Source organism: Pseudoduganella rivuli, from assembly GCF_009674485.1.
In the GTDB taxonomy this organism is placed as follows: Bacteria; Pseudomonadota; Gammaproteobacteria; order Burkholderiales; family Burkholderiaceae_D; genus Rugamonas; species Rugamonas rivuli_B.
Genome location: NZ_WKJJ01000044.1, coordinates 1 through 14,745, shown reverse-complemented (window position 1 = coordinate 14,745; position 14,745 = coordinate 1). Strand labels below are relative to the sequence as shown.

General features: G+C 63.6%; 14 protein-coding genes, 1 rRNA gene and 1 riboswitch. Of the genes, 13 read left to right on the top strand and 2 right to left on the bottom strand.

The features are described from left to right. Positions 1-71 (bottom strand): 16S ribosomal RNA (locus GJ700_RS34295); the annotation flags it as partial. Positions 72-478: 407 nt separating this feature from the next. Between GJ700_RS34295 and cobT the strand changes: the two genes are divergently transcribed. The 13 genes from cobT to GJ700_RS34230 all read left to right on the top strand — a co-directional run bounded on the left by cobT (position 479) and on the right by GJ700_RS34230 (position 13,691). Beyond that, positions 479-1,513, top strand: a complete 1,035-nt coding sequence (gene cobT / locus GJ700_RS34290; protein ID WP_154382640.1) for a nicotinate-nucleotide--dimethylbenzimidazole phosphoribosyltransferase — start codon at positions 479-481, stop codon at positions 1,511-1,513. Between the two features lie 16 nt (positions 1,514-1,529). Beyond that, the gene (locus GJ700_RS34285) at positions 1,530-2,312 is read left to right on the top strand and encodes an adenosylcobinamide-GDP ribazoletransferase (RefSeq protein ID WP_154382638.1); all 783 of its coding nucleotides are present in this window, start codon (positions 1,530-1,532) and stop codon (positions 2,310-2,312) included. 27 nt (positions 2,313-2,339) lie between these two features. Further along, positions 2,340-2,888, top strand: coding sequence for a histidine phosphatase family protein (locus GJ700_RS34280; RefSeq protein WP_154382636.1), 549 nt, complete (start codon positions 2,340-2,342; stop codon positions 2,886-2,888). A gap of 4 nt (positions 2,889-2,892) precedes the next feature. Then, positions 2,893-3,110: riboswitch (cobalamin riboswitch) on the top strand. An 84-nt stretch (positions 3,111-3,194) separates the two neighbouring features. Then, a complete protein-coding gene (locus GJ700_RS34275; RefSeq protein ID WP_154382634.1) occupies positions 3,195-5,078 on the top strand; it encodes a TonB-dependent receptor plug domain-containing protein in 1,884 nt (627 codons plus the stop codon). A 72-nt stretch (positions 5,079-5,150) separates the two neighbouring features. After that, on the top strand, positions 5,151-6,182 hold the full coding sequence (locus tag GJ700_RS34270; RefSeq protein ID WP_154382632.1) for a FecCD family ABC transporter permease: 1,032 nt from the start codon (positions 5,151-5,153) through the stop codon (positions 6,180-6,182). Next, the gene (locus GJ700_RS34265) at positions 6,179-6,952 is read left to right on the top strand and encodes an ABC transporter ATP-binding protein (RefSeq protein WP_154382631.1); all 774 of its coding nucleotides are present in this window, start codon (positions 6,179-6,181) and stop codon (positions 6,950-6,952) included. The genes GJ700_RS34270 and GJ700_RS34265 overlap by 4 nt, the downstream gene beginning before the upstream one ends. After that, a complete protein-coding gene (gene cobO, locus GJ700_RS34260) occupies positions 6,949-7,575 on the top strand; it encodes a cob(I)yrinic acid a,c-diamide adenosyltransferase (protein ID WP_154382629.1) in 627 nt (208 codons plus the stop codon). The genes GJ700_RS34265 and cobO overlap by 4 nt, the downstream gene beginning before the upstream one ends. Then, positions 7,575-8,894 carry a cobyrinic acid a,c-diamide synthase CobB gene (locus tag GJ700_RS34255; protein ID WP_154382627.1) on the top strand — a complete coding sequence of 440 codons (1,320 nt, stop codon included), beginning with the start codon at positions 7,575-7,577 and terminating at the stop codon, positions 8,892-8,894. Before cobO ends, GJ700_RS34255 begins: the two co-directional genes overlap by 1 nt. Next, the gene (gene cobU, locus GJ700_RS34250; RefSeq protein WP_371868257.1) at positions 8,891-9,457 is read left to right on the top strand and encodes a bifunctional adenosylcobinamide kinase/adenosylcobinamide-phosphate guanylyltransferase; all 567 of its coding nucleotides are present in this window, start codon (positions 8,891-8,893) and stop codon (positions 9,455-9,457) included. Before GJ700_RS34255 ends, cobU begins: the two co-directional genes overlap by 4 nt. Continuing rightward, positions 9,451-10,386, top strand: coding sequence for an adenosylcobinamide-phosphate synthase CbiB (gene cbiB / locus GJ700_RS34245; RefSeq protein WP_154382623.1), 936 nt, complete (start codon positions 9,451-9,453; stop codon positions 10,384-10,386). Before cobU ends, cbiB begins: the two co-directional genes overlap by 7 nt. Beyond that, positions 10,379-11,371: a threonine-phosphate decarboxylase CobD gene (cobD, locus tag GJ700_RS34240; protein WP_154382621.1), complete on the top strand. Its 993-nt coding sequence runs from the start codon at positions 10,379-10,381 to the stop codon at positions 11,369-11,371. Before cbiB ends, cobD begins: the two co-directional genes overlap by 8 nt. Beyond that, positions 11,368-12,252, top strand: coding sequence for a cobalamin-binding protein (locus GJ700_RS34235; RefSeq protein WP_154382619.1), 885 nt, complete (start codon positions 11,368-11,370; stop codon positions 12,250-12,252). The genes cobD and GJ700_RS34235 overlap by 4 nt, the downstream gene beginning before the upstream one ends. After that, positions 12,252-13,691 (top strand): cobyric acid synthase, encoded by a 1,440-nt coding sequence (locus GJ700_RS34230; RefSeq protein ID WP_229507409.1) that lies wholly within the window; start codon positions 12,252-12,254, stop codon positions 13,689-13,691. The genes GJ700_RS34235 and GJ700_RS34230 overlap by 1 nt, the downstream gene beginning before the upstream one ends. A gap of 161 nt (positions 13,692-13,852) precedes the next feature. Here GJ700_RS34230 and GJ700_RS34225 read toward each other — a convergent pair whose 3' ends face one another. Further along, positions 13,853-14,233, bottom strand: coding sequence for a hypothetical protein (locus tag GJ700_RS34225; RefSeq protein WP_154382617.1), 381 nt, complete (start codon positions 14,231-14,233; stop codon positions 13,853-13,855). Positions 14,234-14,745 lie beyond the last annotated feature (512 nt).

Sequence of the window (14,745 nt, the reverse complement as noted above, 5' to 3'; positions counted from 1 at the left end):
TGCCGTTCGACTTGCATGTGTAAAGCATGCCGCCAGCGTTCAATCTGAGCCAGGATCAAACTCTTCAGTTCAATCTCTGTTTTTCCGATATTGCTATCGGAGGTCACTCACTCAAAATACTGACGAAATTTCCGAAGAAATTTACGTTTAATTTTGTGCGAGTGTTAAATAATAATTTGAGCATCAGCAGCTTGCGCTGCCGGGCTGATCTCATCTAACACCCACACTTATCGACTGTTTATTTTTAAAGAAGGCTGCTTACTTTCGTATTTGACGAAGCGTTTTGTTCGTCAGCAGCAGAGAAGCGAGATTATCTAGTGTTTCGTGATATTCGTCAACCCCTCGTCTTTACTTCATCCTGCATCGCTGTCTCGTTGATCTGTCGCAGCGCTGCGGGGACCGAACTATAGCAAAGCTGCTTCGCTTTTGGCAAGTACGGCGGTAACATCGCGCCCATCTCCATTTCGTCACTCTTGCCATGCCGATCCCATCGATTAGTTCCACTGCTAACGACAACCTGTCCGCAGCACTCGACCGCGCCATTAATAACAAGACCAAGCCTTTGGGCAGCCTGGGCATGCTTGAATCGCTGGCCAAACAAATCGGCCTGATTCAAAACACGGCCGCGCCTTCCATTCAAGACCCCGCCATCCTCGTCTTCGCCGGCGACCATGGCGTCGTGGCCGAAGGCGTCTCCGCCTATCCGCAAGACGTCACGTGGCAAATGGTGGAAAACTTCCTGGCCCAAGGCGCCGCCATCAATGTCTTTGCCAAGCAGAACGGCATTGCACTGCACGTGGTCGATGCGGGCGTCAACCACGACTTCGGCCCGCGCGATGGCTTGCTGGACCGCAAAGTCGCTCCGGGCACCCGCAACTTTGCCAACGACCCAGCCATGACGGCCGCACAGTGTGCCGCCGCGCTGGAACACGGCATGGCGCTGGCGGCGGATTTGCCCGGCAACGTCGTCGGCTTCGGTGAAATGGGCATCGGCAACACCACCGCTGCCGCAGCCCTGATGCACAAGCTGACGGGCTTACCCGTGGCGCAGTGCGTCGGCGCCGGCACCGGCCTGTCATCCGAAGGCGTGCTGCACAAGCAGCGCGTCATCGAGGCGGCAGTGGAACACCACGCGGCCATCAACGAACCGCTGGACGTGCTGGCCACCTTCGGCGGCCTGGAAATCGCCATGATGGCGGGCGCCATGCTGAAAGCAGCGGAACGCCACAAGGTATTGCTGATCGACGGATTCATTGTCACCAGCGCCTTGCTGGTCGCCGCAAAAATCCAGCCAGCTATCCTGGACTACTGCGTCTTCGCGCACTGCTCCGACGAAAGCGGCCACCGCCGCATGCTCGACCATTTGCACGCCCGCCCACTGCTGCAACTGGGCCTGCGGCTGGGCGAAGGCACGGGTGGCGCACTGGCGTTGCCGCTGCTGCACGCCGCCGTCAATTTCGTCGGCCAGATGGCGACATTCGAGTCCGCGCAAGTCAGTGAAAAGTCCGCATAACGAGCCTACATAACTTATGCACCAGGTCCGCCTGTTCTTCACCGCGCTGCAATTCTTTACGCGCCTGCCGATTCCCCGCTGGGTGGGGTTCGACGCCGCCTGGCTGCACCAGTCGTCGCGTTACTTCCCGCTGGTCGGTGTCGTCGTGGCGGCAATTGCCGCGGCGGTCTACGCGGCCGCCGCGCTGGTGCTGCCCGCGCCGGTGGCGGTGCTGCTATCGACAGCCGCCGGTATTTACGCGACAGGCGCCTTCCACGAAGACGGCTTTGCCGACATGTGCGATGGCTTCGGCGGCGGCATGACGCGCGAACGCGTGCTGGAGATCATGAAGGATTCGCGCATCGGCGCTTATGGCGCCATCGGCACCATCTGCATGCTGGGCGTGAAATGCACCACGCTGGCGATGCTGCCGCCCGCCACCGCGATAGCCGCCCTGTTCTTCGCCCATCCGCTGTCACGCCTGGCCGCCACGGCGCTGATCTGGCGGATGGATTATGCGCGCGACGAAGGTAAATCCAAGCCGCTGGCGCAAAAGATGAGCGCCGGCGAATTCGGCCTTGCCGCGTGCACCGTGCTGTTGACAGCCGCCATTCTGCTGCAAGGCGGCTGGCTGCACTGGCAAGCTGCCGTGGCGGCGGTGCTCGCGGCCAGCGCCAGCACCCTGTGGCTGGGCATGAAATTCCAGCGCCGCATCGGCGGCTATACCGGCGATTGCCTTGGCGCCGTGCAGCAGGTGGCGGAGGCCGTCATCTATCTGTGTGTGCTGGGCAGCCTGGGACACAGCGCCTGGCCGGCATGACGCCGGGCGCCGCCTGGACATAACTGCATGCGCCTGATCCTGATCCGCCACCCACAGCCACTGGCCGAGCCGGGGCTATGCTACGGCAGCACCGACTTGCCCGTCCTGCCGGGCGAACCTGAACGCGTACTGGCGGCGCTGCACGCCAGCGTCGCCATTCCAGCAAATGCCCCCATCTACACCAGCCCCCTGCAACGCTGCGCCGCGCTGGCCCACCTGCTGGGCAAGCCTACTTTCGATGCACGCTTGCGCGAACTGCATTTCGGCGGCTGGGAAATGCGCCGCTGGGATGACATCCCCCGCGCAGACGTCGATGCCTGGGCCGCCGACCTGGCCCATTACCGCCCTGGCGGCGGCGAGAGCGCCACCGATGCGGCGCTGCGCGTCCTGTCCTTCCGCGCCAGCCTGCTGCAACAGGCACACACGGACGCCGTGATCGTTTGCCACGCCGGCGTCATGCGCCTGCTGATGGCGTACGAACCCGGCAAGGATGCGGCGCAAACCGCCCTGCGGGCCGCCAGTGCGGCGCACCGCATCGGCTATGGCGAAGCGGTCATTCTGGAAGCAACCCGCTGAAGTCCGTATAATGTCGGGTTTTGGTGCCCGCGCGCATGTTCATGCGTGCAGTTAAACGGGAAACACGAAGCGCGCCCCGCGTGCCAGCGTGTGCTGCCCCCGCAACGGTCAGCAAGTGCCGCCTCGCGCGGCAAATCGCCTCAGACACCACTGTGCATCGCATGGGAAGGTAAAGCGGTTTAACTTGCCAGCCCGGATACCGGCCAAAACAGGTGGATGCGCACCGAGACGACCAGTCCATGCGCTTCTGTTCAATCCCGCCGACGGGGAAGTCGGCTGGTTGCATACTATTATCAGAAAATTGCCATGAGCTTTACTGCCCCCCGCACCGCGTCCCTGACGTCGCTCGCGCTCGCCGTTGCCGCCGCTTGCGCCACGCTGACCGCCCCTGCCTACGCCCAAACCACGGCCATCGATGCTGTCATCGTGACCGCCACCCGCGCGCCACAACTGCAGCGCGACGTGCTGTCCGATGTCACCGTCATCACGGCTGAAGATATCGCCCGCTCCGGCGCCGGCTCCATCATCGACGTGCTGCAGCGCCAGCGCGGCATTGAAATTTCCCGCAACGGCGGCCCGGGCACCAACTCGGCCGTCTTCATCCGCGGCGCCAACAGCAACCAGAACGTGGTGCTGGTGGATGGCGTGCGCATCGGCTCGTCCACGTCCGGCGCGGCCAACTGGTCGGCGCTGCCGCTGCAAGCCATCGACCATATTGAAATCGTCTACGGTCCGATGAGCACCCTGTACGGCGCAGACGCCATCGGCGGCGTGGTCCAGATCTTCACCAAGAAAGGCGCAGGCGCGCCAGCCGTGACGGCATCGGCCGGTATCGGCAGCCTGAAGACCCGCGAATATGACGCCAGCGTCTATGGCGCCACCGGCGGTGAGCACAGCTTCAGCTACGCGATCAGCGCAGGCAAGGAAGAATCGGACGGCTTCTCGGCCACCATGCCCGGCAACTTCTCGTTCAATGGCGACAAGGATGGCTACGTGCGTGAAAACGCCACGGGCCAGTTCGGCTTCCAGCTGGCCAAGGGCCATGACGTCGGCCTGGTATTCCTGAACAGCCGCACCAACGGCCAGATCGACAGCGGCACGCCGGTTGTCATCTACGACGCGCGCAGCATCCAGAAACAGAAGAATGTCGGCGTCTTCACCAAGAACCAGTTCCTGCCACTGTGGCACAGCACCCTGCAATACACGCAGTCGGAAGACAATTCCGTGTCCGATCCCGGCACGGTTTCGGGCTACAGCTCGATCGTCAGCAAGCAGCACGACTGGACGTGGCAAAACGACATTCGCGTGGGCGACGATATGCTGCAACTGCTGTACAGCCACCGCAAGGAAGAAGTGGTATCCGGCAGCACGCCGGCGCTGGGCAAGGAGCGCAGCACCAACTCGCTGGCTGCCGCCTACAACATGAAACTGGGCGCGCACCTGGCCAGCGTCAGCGTGCGTAACGACGACAGCTCGCAATACGGTTCCAAATCGACCGGCGCGATTGGCTACGGCTACCGCTTCAGCAACGCGCTGCGCGCCAGCGCCACCTTCGGCACCAGCTTCCGCGCACCGTCGTTCAATGAACTGTACTACCCAAGCTACGGCCATCCGGACAACAAGCCTGAAAAAGGCCGCAACTTCGAAGCAGGCGTGCAATACCACGAAGGCGCGCTGGAACTGAGCGCCACCGTCTACCGCAACAAGCTGACCGACATGCTGGTCAGCACGTCGCCATGCCCGAAAGATGTGACGAAATATCCATTCGGTTGCGCCTACAACGTCAACAAGGTGACGCTGGAAGGCATCACCCTGGCGGCCAGCCACCGCGTGGGCGCTTTCAATGTCAGCGCCAGCGCCGACTTCCAGGATCCGAAAGACGAAACCACCGGCAAATCGCTGGCGCGCCGCGCGAAAGAACACGGCACCGCCACCGTCGACTACACGGCCGGCCCGCTGGTGGCCGGCGTCGAATGGCAAGTCTCCGGCAAGCGCTTTGACGATGCGGGCAACCGCAACCGCCTGGGCGGCTACGGCCTGGTGAACCTGTTCGCCACGTACCAGCTCACCCGCGACTGGTCGCTGGTCGGGCGCGTCAACAACGCCACCGACAAGAGCTACCAGGTGGCGCGCTACTATGGCGTGGCCGGCACCACGTACTTCGCCGGCATCCGTTACGGCCTGAAGTAACACATCCCGTAAGACCTGTAAGCTGCCGGACGGTGCGCCACCGTCCGGCAGGCGCAATCGATAAGGCTGCACATGCACCCACCTTCTACCAGCCTGCGCTCCCGGGCAGTGGCCGTCACCGGCGCACTGGCGCTGTTCGTTGTCGCCAGCCTGCTGTTCTCCGGCATGACCGGCTCCATTCATATTCCTGTGGGCGACCTTGCGAACGCATTGCACGAACTGTATGCCCCGGTTGAAGGTGTCACGCCCAGCCTGGCCGCAACCTTGCTGGAGTTGCGCGGCACCCGCGCACTGACCGCGTTCGTCACCGGCGCGGCCTTGTCGCTGTCCGGCGTCATGATGCAGGCGCTGTTGCGCAATCCCCTGGCCGACCCCTATGTGCTGGGGATCTCGGCCGGTGCCGCAGTCGGCGCCTTGTTTGCGCTGATGCTGATGTGCGCCGTGTGGATGGTCGACGCCGCCGCCTTCGCCGGCGCCGTGACCATTGCCATGCTGTTGTATTTCCTGGCACGGCGCGACATGCGCAGCGGCACGGCAGCGGAAGGCGGCACGGCATTGCTGTTGCTGACCGGCGTGATCCTGTCCGCCGCCTGCACGGCGCTGATTACGCTGATGCTGTCGATTGCGCCGGAAAGCCGGCTGCGTTCGATGGTGTTCTGGCTGATCGGCGATTTGTCCGGCGCATCCTTCCGGCTGATGCCATGGGTGGTGCTGGCCGGCTGCCTGGCCTTCGCACTGCGCAGCGCCCGCGCCATCAATGTCATGGCGCTGCACGCGGAAAGCGCGGTCACGCTGGGCATCAACGTGGGCTTGCAGCGCAAAGGCTTGTTCTTCGCTTCCGCCTTGCTGACAGCCAGCGCCGTCACCAATGGCGGCAGTGTGGGCTTTGTCGGCCTGATCGTGCCGCACGCATGCCGCTTTGCCTTCGGCGCCGACCATCGTGTATTGATTCCCGCCGCCACCTTGCTGGGCGGCGGCTACCTGGTGCTGGCCGACACGCTGGCGCGCACCATGATCGCACCACAGCAATTGCCGGTCGGCGTAGTGACGGCGCTGATCGGGACACCCGTATTCCTGTACCAATTACACAGGCTGCGCAAATGATCTCCACCCATGACTTAACCCTCAGGATCGGCGCCCGCACGCTGGTGCAAGGCCTCACGTGGCAAGTGCGGGATGGCGAATGCTGGAGCGTGATCGGCCGCAATGGCGCCGGCAAAAGCACGTTACTGCGCACGCTGGCAGGCCTGATCCCGGCCGATGACGGCCATGTCGCGATCCAGGGCAAGGCGCTGCACGACTGGCCATTGGCGGCGCTGGCGCGCGAACGCGCCTTCCTCGCGCAAAGCCGCAGCGACGCTTTTGCCTACAGCGTGCTGGAAACCGTGCTGTCGGCGCGCCACCCCTATCACGACAACCGCTACTGGGAAGGCAGCGACGATCACCGGCTGGCCATGGCGGCGCTGGCGGCCATGGAAGTCGACAACCTGGCGGCGCGCAATGTGCGCACCCTGTCCGGCGGCGAGCGCCAGCGCGTGGCGATTGCCGCCATGCTGGCGCAGGATACGCCGCTGCTGTTGCTGGACGAACCGGCCAATGCGCTGGACCTGGCGCACCAGGTCAGCGTGATGCGCCTGCTGGCCAATCTGTGCCGCGAACAGGGCAAGACCGTGGTGATGGTGGGCCATGATTTAACGCTGGCGCACAGCGTCTCCACCCATGCGCTGCTGCTGATGGGCGACGGCACGTGGCAGGCCGGCCCCGTGGCGGACGTGATGCAAACCGATATCCTTGGCCGCTGCCTGGATCACGACATTGAAGTGATCCGGCATGGCGCGCGCCATATCTTCATTCCGAAAGAAACCACTACATGACGACAGAACAAGACCAGGAACGCGCCGCGCTGAACGAGCGCCACCGCATCCGCATGGAACGCAAGAAGGAAATCATCGACGCGAAAATCGCGGCGGCCGACAAGCAGATCGGCATCATCATCGTCAATACCGGCAACGGCAAGGGCAAGAGTTCGTCTGGCTTCGGCATGGCGATCCGCGCCATGGGTCACGGCATGAAAGTCGGCGTGGTGCAATTCATCAAAGGCGCGATGGAAACCGGCGAGGAAATGTTCCTGCGCCGCTTCCCCGAAGAAATCAGCTTCCACTCGATGGGGGAAGGCTATACGTGGGTCACGCAAGACCGCGAACGCGATATCGCCAAGGCGCAACTGGCATGGCAACAGGCCAAGCGTTTCCTCACCGATCCGGACATCGGCCTGGTGGTGCTGGATGAACTGAATATCGCGCTGAAATACCGCTACCTGGATATTGAGACCGTGCTGACCGACTTGCTGGTGCGCCCCGCCATGCAGCACGTGGTCATCACCGGCCGTGGCGCACCGCCGGAACTGATCGACATCGCCGATACCGTCACGGAAATGGAAGTGGTCAAGCACGCATTCAAATCCGGCATCAAGGCGCAGGCGGGCACGGAATGGTGATGGCGTCGCATTACAACGCGCCGGTGCTGATGGTGTCCGCCGTGGCGTCTGGTCAGGGCAAGACCACCGTGACGGCCGCGCTGGCGCGCAAGCTGGTCAACATGGGCCGCAAGGTGCGTGTCTTCAAATGCGGCCCGGATTTCATCGACCCGGCCATCCTCGAGCGGGCCAGCGGCGCACCCGTGCGTTCGCTGGACTTGTGGATCGTGGGCCGCGAAGCGTGCCGCGCGCAACTGGCCCAGGCAGCCATGGAAGCGGATGTGATCCTGATCGAAGGTGTCATGGGTCTGTATGACGGCAATCCGTCGTCGGCCGACCTGGCGCGCGAATTCGGCGTGCCCGTCATGGCGGTCATCGATGCTGGCGCGATGGCGCAAACGGCCGGCGCGCTGGTGCACGGCTTGCGCGACTACGGTCCGGTGGAGATGGCCGGCGTGATTGCCAACCGTGTCGGCAGCGCGGGCCATGCCGCCATGATTACCGCCGCCCTGCGCGGCATTCCCCTGTTTGCCACGCTGCCGAAACAGGCCGTGTCGCTGCCGGAACGGCACCTGGGCCTGGTGCTGCCGGATGAAATACCCGATCTCGATGCCCTGCTGGACAACCTGGCGGCGCAATTGAATTTCGACGAAGCGGCATGGAGCAGCCTGCGCCCGGCGCGTTTGCAGCTGGACGATGCGCTGCAGGCGCCCACCACGGCGCCGGTGCCGCCACTGCTGGCCAGCCGCAAGATCGCCATCGCGCGCGATGCGGCGTTCATGTTCCTGTATCCGGCCAACGTGGATACCTTGCGCGCGCTGGGGGCCGAGGTGACGTTCTTTTCACCGCTGGCGGACCAGCCGCCTCCGTTCGATGCCGATGCGATTTACCTGCCAGGCGGTTATCCGGAATTGCATGCGCAGGCGCTGTCGGAAGCCGCGCACTGGCAGGCGTCGATGCGCGCCGCGCACCAGGAAGGTGTGCCGATCTGGGCGGAGTGCGGCGGCATGATGGCGCTGGCGGAAACGCTGTCCGACAAGGAAGATACTGTATGGCCGATGGCCGGGCTGCTGCCGGGCCATGTCGCCATGCAAAAGCGCCTGGCGGGACTGGGTTCGCAAGCCATGCCGACGCCGCAGGGTGAATTGCGGGGCCATACGTTCCATTATTCGTCCATGCAGACGGTTGCCACGCCGCTGGCCCACACGGTGAAACATCCATCCGGCGCGCAGGGCGAAGCCGTGTACCGCGTGGGTTCGCTGACGGCATCGTACTTCCATGCCTACTTCCCGTCGAATCCGGCCGCCGTGGCGGCGCTGCTGTCGCGGAGCGGCGCATAATGCGGACCCTGGTGTTCGGCGGCGCGCGCTCGGGCAAGAGCGCCTACGCGGAAAAGCTGGCCATCGATTCGGGCAAGGAAGTCGTCTATATCGCGACCGCGCAGGCGGGCGATGGCGAGATGGCCGTGCGCATCGCGCATCACCGCCAGCAGCGCCCGGCCAGCTGGACCACGGTGGAAGAACCGCTGGCACTGGCGGCCATGGTGACGCAGTGGGCGGCGCCGCAGCGGCTGGTCCTGGTCGATTGCCTGACGTTGTGGCTCACCAACCTGATGTTCGACGGCGCCACCGAATATCCCGACGTGGGCGCCATCGCATTGCCGGCGCGTTTTCATGAACAGCGCGCGGCGCTGCTTACGGCGCTGGACAATGCGGCAGGCGTAACAGGTGATATCGTGCTGGTGTCGAATGAAGTGGGCATGGGGATCGTGCCTTTCGGCGCCGTCTCGCGCGCCTTTGCCGATGAAGCGGGACGCCTGAACCAGGCCGTGGCCGCTGTCTGCGACCGCGCGGTCTTCGTGGCGGCGGGCCTGCCGCTGGTAATGAAAGGCGCGCCATGCTGAGCGGACTCGGTGCGCTGGACATCGCGCTGCTGATGGCGGCCGGCGTCGTGCTCGACGCACTGCTGGGAGAAGCACGGCGCTGGCATCCGCTGGTCGGATTCGGCCGGCTGGCGTCCGCCATTGAAAAAATATTGAACCGCCACGGCGGCTATGCACACGGCATCGTGGGCTGGCTGCTGGCCGTGCTGCCACTGACTTTATTGGCTGGCGTACTGGCCGGTTATGGCGGATACGCCGTGCACGCGCTATTGCTGTACCTGTGCATCGGCTTGCGCAGCCTGCGCGACCATAATGTGCCGATCGCTGACGCCCTGGTGCGCGGCGACTTGCCACGGGCACGGTGGCTGACTTCGCGCATCGTCAGCCGCGATACCAGCGAAGCCGGTGAAGCGGACCTGGCCAAGGCCAGCACGGAATCGCTGCTGGAAAACGGCAACGACGCGGTATTCGGCACGCTGTTCTGGTTTGCCGTTGCGGGCGGCCCGGGCGCCATCCTGTTCCGCCTTGCCAATACGCTCGACGCCATGTGGGGATACCGTAATGCGCGTTTCCTGCGCTACGGCTGGTGCGCCGCCCGCATCGACGATGCATTGAATTTGATTCCCGCGCGCCTGACGGCGCTGTCGTATGTGTTTCTGGCGCCGACGCTGGATGGCAAACGCCGTGCATGGCATTGCTGGCGCGCGCAGGCGCCTGCCTGGAGCAGCCCCAACGCCGGTCCCGTGATGTCCAGCGGCGCCGGCGCGCTGGGCTTGTCGCTGGGCGGCGCCGCCGTGTATGACGGCGAAGTGGAGCAGCGCCCGCCGCTCGGCCTGGGACAGCCCGCGCGCACGGCCGACATCCTGCGCGCCTGGCGGCTGGTGCGCAATACAACGGCGCTGTGGCTGGCCGTTGCGTTCATCATTGCACTGGGAAGACACCATGCCTGAACACGGCGGTAATTTGCGCGACGCCATGCGGCGTTATGGAGAACACGACTGGCTGGACCTGTCCACCGGCATCAATCCCCATTGGTACCCGGCGCCACCGATTGCCGGCAATGCGTGGCACCGCTTGCCGGAAACCGATCCTGCACTGGCGCAGGCGGCGCAGGCTTTTTATGGCGCGCCGCGCATGCTGGCGGTGGCCGGCACGCAGGCGGCCATCCAGGCATTGCCACGGTTGCGTCCCGCATCGCGCGTGGTGGTGTCGTCGCCGTCCTATGCCGAACATGCCCATCACTGGCAACAGCATGGCCATGCGATGCGCGAAGTGCCCTACGATGAACTGGCCGCGGCGGTCGATCATTGCGACGTCATGGTGATCTGCAATCCGAACAACCCCACCGGCGCGCACGTGCCGGCGCAGCAGTTATTGCAGTGGGCCGAGCGGCTGGCCGCGCGTGGCGGCTGGCTTGTGGTCGATGAAGCGTTTGGCGATACCGTGGCCGGCAGTGTGGCGGCGCAATCGGACCGGGGATGGGCCGAGGGCGGCGCGCTGATCGTGCTGCGCTCGGTCGGCAAATTTTTTGGGCTGGCGGGCTTGCGGCTGGGCTTTGTGGCCGCGCCCTTGCCGCTGCTGCAACAGCTGGAAGCGATGCTGGGGCCGTGGGCGGTCAGCGGCCCCGCGCAGCAAGTGGCGCTGGCCGCGCTGTGCGACACGCCGTGGCAGGGCTCAATGCGCGAACAGCTGGCCCGGGATGGCGCGCGCTTGCAGGCGCTGCTGGCCCGGTATGGAATCGCGTCGTCGGGGACGGCCCTGTTCCAGTGGTGGGCGGAACCGCGGGCGGAAGCATTTCATGAACATATGGCGCAGCGCGGCATCTGGGTGCGGCTGTTTCCCCGCGCCGCGCGCGGCATCCGTCTCGGCTTGCCGCCCGATGAAGCGGGCTGGCGCCGTCTCGAACAGGCATTACAACTTTGGAGTCAAGCATGAAGATCAACCGCAATGCATTGGCGTCGGCCTTGCTGGCAGCCATGGCCACGCAGGCGCAAGCCGTCATTACCGTACAGGACGACGACGGTAGACCTGTCACGCTGCAAAAACCCGCGCAGCGCGTGGTTTCCATGGCGCCGCACGTGACGGAAATGCTGTTCGCGGCGGGCGGTGGCGACAAGATCGTCGGCGTGGTCAGTTATAGCGATTACCCTGAAGCCGCAAAAAAAATCCAGAACATCGGCGATAACCGCAATGTGGATATGGAACGGGTGGCGTCGCTGAAACCGGATTTGATCGTGATCTGGATGCATGGCGCGTCCGAACGCCAGATCGATACGCTGCGCCAACTGGGTATTCCCCTGTTCCACAGTGAACCGAAAAAACTGGCGGACATCCCGAACAATGTGCAGCGCATGGGCAAGCTGCTGGGCACCGAAGCCGTGGCCGACAAGGTGGCAGCGGACCTGCGCGGCAAACTTGCCGCATTGACGGCGCAATATGCGCAGCGCCCGCCAGTGCGTGTGTTTTACCAGGTGTGGGACAAGCCGCTGTACACGCTGGCCGGCGGCCACATCATCAACGATGCGATGCGTGTCTGTGGCGGCGATAACGTATTTGCCGCGCTGAAGACCACGGCACCCGTGGTCGATGTGGAAAACGTCTTGCGCGAAGACCCGGAAGCGGTATTTGCCACTGCGGAAAAAAATTACGGCGGCGTCGACTTGTGGAAGCCCTATAAGAATATGAAAGCCGTCAAAAACAACAATCTGTTCACCATCGACAGCAGCCTGGTGAACCGTTCAGGCCCGCGCATGATCCAGGGTACGGCGATGATTTGCGAAAAGCTGGAAGAAGCCCGCCAGCACAGGAAAAACTGATGACCGCTTACCGTACCCTGATGGTGCAAGGCACCACGTCCGATGCGGGCAAAAGTACCGTGGTGGCGGCCCTGTGCCGCCTGTTCAAACGCGCCGGCGTGCGCGTGGTGCCATTCAAGCCGCAAAACATGGCGCTCAACAGCGCCGTCACCAGCGACGGCGGAGAAATCGGCCGCGCCCAGGCATTGCAGGCGGTGGCCGCCGGCGTGGCGCCGCATACGGACATGAATCCGGTGCTGCTGAAACCTTCCAGCGACATCGGCGCGCAAGTGATCATCCACGGCAAGGTGCGCGCGGAAATGAATGCACGCGATTACCACCAATATAAAACCGTCGCGATGGGCGCCGTGCTGGAATCGCACCAGCGCCTGCTCGCGCAATATGACACGGTGATGGTGGAAGGCGCGGGGAGTCCCGCTGAAATCAATTTGCGCGACCGCGACATCGCCAACATGGGCTTTGCCGAAGCCGTCGACTGCCCGGTGGTGCTGGTGGCCGATATCGACCGGGGCGGTGTCTTTGCGCACATCGTCGGCACCTTGTCGTGCCTGTCGGAGAGCGAGCGTAATCGCATTATCGGCTTTGTCATCAACCGCTTCCGCGGCGATATCAAATTGCTGGAGCCGGGCCTGGTCTGGCTGGAACAGCAGACCGGCAAGCCGGTGCTGGCGGTACTGCCCTACCTGCACGGGCTATACCTCGATGCGGAAGACGCGGTGCAACCGGTGCAGGCGTCACGCGGCGCATTCCGCGTGGTGGTGCCGAGCCTGCCCCGCATGAGCAACCACACGGACTTCGATGCGCTGCGCGCGCATCCGGACGTGGACTTGCAATTCATCCGCCAGGGCGAAGCGATCCCCCCGGCGGATTTGATCATCATCCCCGGCAGCAAGAATACGCGGGGCGACCTGGCGTGGCTGGAAGCGTATGGTTGGCCGGCACAGATCGCGCGCCACTTGCGCTATGGCGGCAAGGTCATCGGTATTTGCGGTGGTTTCCAGATGCTGGGACGCGATGTGACGGATGAATTCGGTGTGGAAGGGGCGCCGGGTATGTCCACGGCGCTGGGGCTGCTGGATATGACCACGGCGCTGACGCGCGAAAAACGGCTGGTGCAAGTGCAAGGGACTTGCGCATTTGCGCCGGACGCGGCCGTGGCCGGCTACGAAATCCACATGGGCGTATCCAGCGGTGCGGCGCTGGCGCAGCCTGCTTTCCATATCGACGGACGCGCGGAAGGCGCGCTGTCGGCGGACGGGCAAGTACTGGGCACCTACCTGCACGGCTTGTTCGATGCGCCGCAAGCCTGCGCGGCGCTGCTGGCGTGGGCCGGCTTGCGCAGCGAACACCGCGTTGACACGGCCGCGCTGCGCGAAGCCAGCCTGGACCGGATTGCCGATGCCGCGCAGCCACTGTTCGATGCGCTGATGCGGCGCTGACCGTCGGTATCGCTGACAAAGCGCGCTCGCCATGGCAGGACAAGGCACGCTCCGGACGAGCCGGTGGGGTCGTTCGCGGCGTTGTATCTTCCGATTGCGATGCTCCGACCTGCATGATCTGGCCGGGCGACGTCCATGTGCCGCCGCGTGATCGCTTGCCGTCAGGTGATGTCGATCTGCCCGTTCGTCCCGCCCCAGCCGTTGCGGCTCCACGCCAGCTGGTAGGTCGTCATGCCCTGCGGTGTGTGCTGGCCAAGGCCGACGATGGTGCCGATCTTGAATTTGTCGTCCACCGGCGCGAAGAAAATCGTGCCGCCGCCATAATTGCGGCCGTGGCAGGTATGGTGAAACACGGTACGTCCCTTGAAGGTGCGCGCCGTGCCGCCACCGCTGGTCGTGCCATTGTGGTTATGAAAGAAGTCCGCCAGATGCCCTGCGTGCGTGGCGTTGATGGCCGGTAGATGCGTATTGATCCAGGTGGTCAGCTCCGTAATGCTCAACACGCCGTGACTGCCGTCTGCTTTCGCTCCATGCATTTCCATCGTTCCCTCCTGTGGGTTGAGATCTTCGTACTCCCCGCATGCCTTTGTAACGCTTGTCCAAGCGGGTTGCAGTTTGTAAGTGAAATGGTTTTGCCGTGCTTTGGCCACTTCGCATGTTTTTAGAAGTGACCTTAACTGTTGCGAATAGAGTTAAATGGATCCCGTAAAGCCGGGCCCAAAAAAGCGAATGTATTTCATTGGGGAGAGCAGTGAGGCTTAAAACTGTTTAACCCCTCAACTTGTCCGGATGTAGCCGTATTTATCGATAGGCCTCCGCTGGAGCCGCCGATCGCAATGTTGTTCATTGTATACCACCCTGGTTTGGTCCGAAAGCCTCCCACCGAGTATCACTAATTCACCGTCCCCCAACGAATGGCCCTGAAATGCAAAAAACCCCGCCAGAGCTAACTGACGGGGTTTTTCTATATAACTAGCCTGACGATAACCTACTTTCACACTGGTTGCAGCACTATCATCGGCGCAAAGTCGTTTCACGGTCCTGTTCGGGATGG